2 rRNA genes are annotated in these 3,393 nt (G+C 48.0%); both read left to right on the top strand.

Features of this window, described 5'->3' with window-relative positions:
- The first annotated feature begins 185 nt into the window (after positions 1 to 185).
- Positions 186 to 3,106: ribosomal RNA gene (locus tag KA900_RS12645) — 23S ribosomal RNA — on the top strand.
- A 78-nt stretch (positions 3,107 to 3,184) separates the two neighbouring features.
- A 5S ribosomal RNA gene (gene rrf / locus KA900_RS12640) occupies positions 3,185 to 3,299 on the top strand.
- Positions 3,300 to 3,393: the final 94 nt, after the last annotated feature.

Here is a 3,393-nt window from a genome sequence, read left to right as displayed (position 1 = left end):
TATTTGTACATTGAAAACTAGATAAGTAAGTAAAATTTATGATTTTACCAAGCAAAACCGAGTGAATAAGAGTTTTAAATAAGCTTGAATTCAAAAAGAAATAATCGCTAGTGTTCGAAAGAACACTCACAGATTAATAACATTTTGGGTTTTCAACCGACGGTTGTCGAGTTGGAAAGCAAATAGATTAAGTTATTAAGGGCGCACGGTGAATGCCTTGGCACTAGAAGCCGATGAAGGACGTTACTAACGACGATATGCTTTGGGGAGCTGTAAGTAAGCTGTGATCCAAAGATTTCCGAATGGGGGAACCCAATACGAGTTATGTCGTATTATCGATGCGTAAATACATAGCGTATCGAAGGTAGACGCGGAGAACTGAAACATCTTAGTACCCGCAGGAAGAGAAAGAAAGTTCGATTCCCTGAGTAGCGGCGAGCGAAACGGGAATAGCCCAAACCAACGAGCTTGCTTGTTGGGGTTGTAGGACACTCTATACGGAGTTACAAAGGAATAGATTAGACGAATCATCTGGAAAGATGAATCAAAGAAGGTAATAATCCTGTAGTCGAAAATCTGTTCTCTCTTGAGTAGATCCTGAGTACGACGGAACACGAGAAATTCCGTCGGAATCCGGGAGGACCATCTCCCAAGGCTAAATACTCTCTAGTGACCGATAGTGAACCAGTACCGTGAGGGAAAGGTGAAAAGTACCCCGGAAGGGGAGTGAAATAGAACTTGAAACCGTGTGCTTACAAGTAGTCAGAGCCCGTTAATGGGTGATGGCGTGCCTTTTGTAGAATGAACCGGCGAGTTACGATTTGATGCAAGGTTAAGCAGTGAATGTGGAGCCGTAGCGAAAGCGAGTCTGAATAGGGCGTTGAGTATTTGGTCGTAGACCCGAAACCAGGTGATCTACCCTTGACCAGGTTGAAGTTCAGGTAACACTGAATGGAGGACCGAACCGACTTACGTTGAAAAGTGAGCGGATGAGTTGAGGGTAGCGGAGAAATTCCAATCGAACCTGGAGATAGCTGGTTCTCTCCGAAATAGCTTTAGGGCTAGCCTCAAGTGATGATTATTGGAGGTAGAGCACTGTTTGGACGAGGGGCCCTTCTCGGGTTACCGAATTCAGACAAACTCCGAATGCCAATCAATTTAACTTGGGAGTCAGAACGCGGGTGATAAGGTCCGTGTTCGAAAGGGAAACAGCCCAGACCACCAGCTAAGGTCCCAAAATATATGTTAAGTGGAAAAGGATGTGGCGTTGCCCAGACAACTAGTATGTTGGCTTAGAAGCAGCCATCATTTAAAGAGTGCGTAATAGCTCACTAGTCGAGTGACACTGCGCCGAAAATGTACCGGGGCTAAACATATTACCGAAGCTGTGGATTGTCCGTAGGACAATGGTAGGAGAGCGTTCTAAGGGCGTTGAAGCATGATCGCAAGGACATGTGGAGCGCTTAGAAGTGAGAATGCCGGTGTGAGTAGCGAAAGACGGGTGAGAATCCCGTCCACCGATTGACTAAGGTTTCCAGAGGAAGGCTCGTCCGCTCTGGGTTAGTCGGGTCCTAAGCTGAGGCCGATAGGCGTAGGCGATGGATAACAGGTTGATATTCCTGTACCACCATAATTCGTTTTAAGCGATGGGGGGACGCAGTAGGATAGGCGAAGCGTACGATTGGATTGTACGTCCAAGCAGTAAGACTGAGTGTTAGGCAAATCCGGCACTCTTAAGGTCAAGCTGTGATGGGGAGAGGAAATTGTTTCCTCGAGTCGTTGATTTCACACTGCCGAGAAAAGCCTCTAGCTAGATTTATGGTGCCCGTACCGCAAACCGACACAGGTAGTCAAGATGAGAATTCTAAGGTGAGCGAGCGAACTCTCGTTAAGGAACTCGGCAAAATGACCCCGTAACTTCGGGAGAAGGGGTGCTCTTTAGGGTTAACGCCCAGGAGAGCCGCAGTGAATAGGCCCAAGCGACTGTTTATCAAAAACACAGGTCTCTGCTAAACCGTAAGGTGATGTATAGGGGCTGACGCCTGCCCGGTGCTGGAAGGTTAAGAGGAGTGGTTAGCTTCTGCGAAGCTACGAATCGAAGCCCCAGTAAACGGCGGCCGTAACTATAACGGTCCTAAGGTAGCGAAATTCCTTGTCGGGTAAGTTCCGACCCGCACGAAAGGCGTAACGATTTGGGCACTGTCTCAACGAGAGACTCGGTGAAATCATAGTACCTGTGAAGATGCAGGTTACCCGCGACAGGACGGAAAGACCCCGTGGAGCTTTACTGTAGTCTGATATTGAAATTCGGTACAGCTTGTACAGGATAGGTAGGAGCCTTAGATACGTGAGCGCTAGCTTACGTGGAGGCGCTGGTGGGATACTACCCTCGCTGTATTGGATTTCTAACCCGCACCATTTATCATGGTGGGAGACAGTGTCAGATGGACAGTTTGACTGGGGCGGTCGCCTCCTAAAGAGTAACGGAGGCGCTCAAAGGTTTCCTCAGAATGGTTGGAAATCATTCATAGAGTGTAAAGGCACAAGGAAGCTTGACTGCGAGACTTACAAGTCGAGCAGGGTCGAAAGACGGACTTAGTGATCCGGTGGTTCCGCATGGAAGGGCCATCGCTCAACGGATAAAAGCTACCCCGGGGATAACAGGCTTATCTCCCCCAAGAGTTCACATCGACGGGGAGGTTTGGCACCTCGATGTCGGCTCATCGCATCCTGGGGCTGTAGTCGGTCCCAAGGGTTGGGCTGTTCGCCCATTAAAGCGGTACGCGAGCTGGGTTCAGAACGTCGTGAGACAGTTCGGTCCCTATCCGTCGTGGGCGTAGGAAATTTGAGAGGAGCTGTCCTTAGTACGAGAGGACCGGGATGGACATACCTCTGGTGTACCAGTTGTCGTGCCAACGGCATCGCTGGGTAGCTATGTATGGACGGGATAAGTGCTGAAAGCATCTAAGCATGAAGCCCCCCTCAAGATGAGATTTCCCAACTTCGGTTATAAGATCCCTCAAAGATGATGAGGTTAATAGGTTCGAGGTGGAAGCATAGCGATATGTGGAGCTGACGAATACTAATCGATCGAAGACTTAATCAAATTTAAATGTTTTGTTTGTAGAACTAAAATTTACTTACTATCTAGTTTTGAATGTATAATGATTTATACATCAACTTGTCTGGTGACTATAGCAAGGAGGTCACACCTGTTCCCATGCCGAACACAGAAGTTAAGCTCCTTAGCGCCGATGGTAGTCGGACTTACGTTGCGCAAGAGTAGGACGATGCCAGGCACTATATCATTATTCCACATTAGCTCAGTGGTAGAGCTATCGTCTGTTAAACTATCGGTCGTAGGTTCGAGTCCTACCTGTGTAGCCATATGGC

The organism is Staphylococcus sp. GDY8P120P, assembly GCF_017892065.1.
GTDB lineage: Bacteria > Bacillota > Bacilli > Staphylococcales > Staphylococcaceae > Staphylococcus > Staphylococcus nepalensis.
Note: the sequence above shows the minus strand (reverse complement) of the source record. Positions and strands in the feature narration are given on the sequence as shown.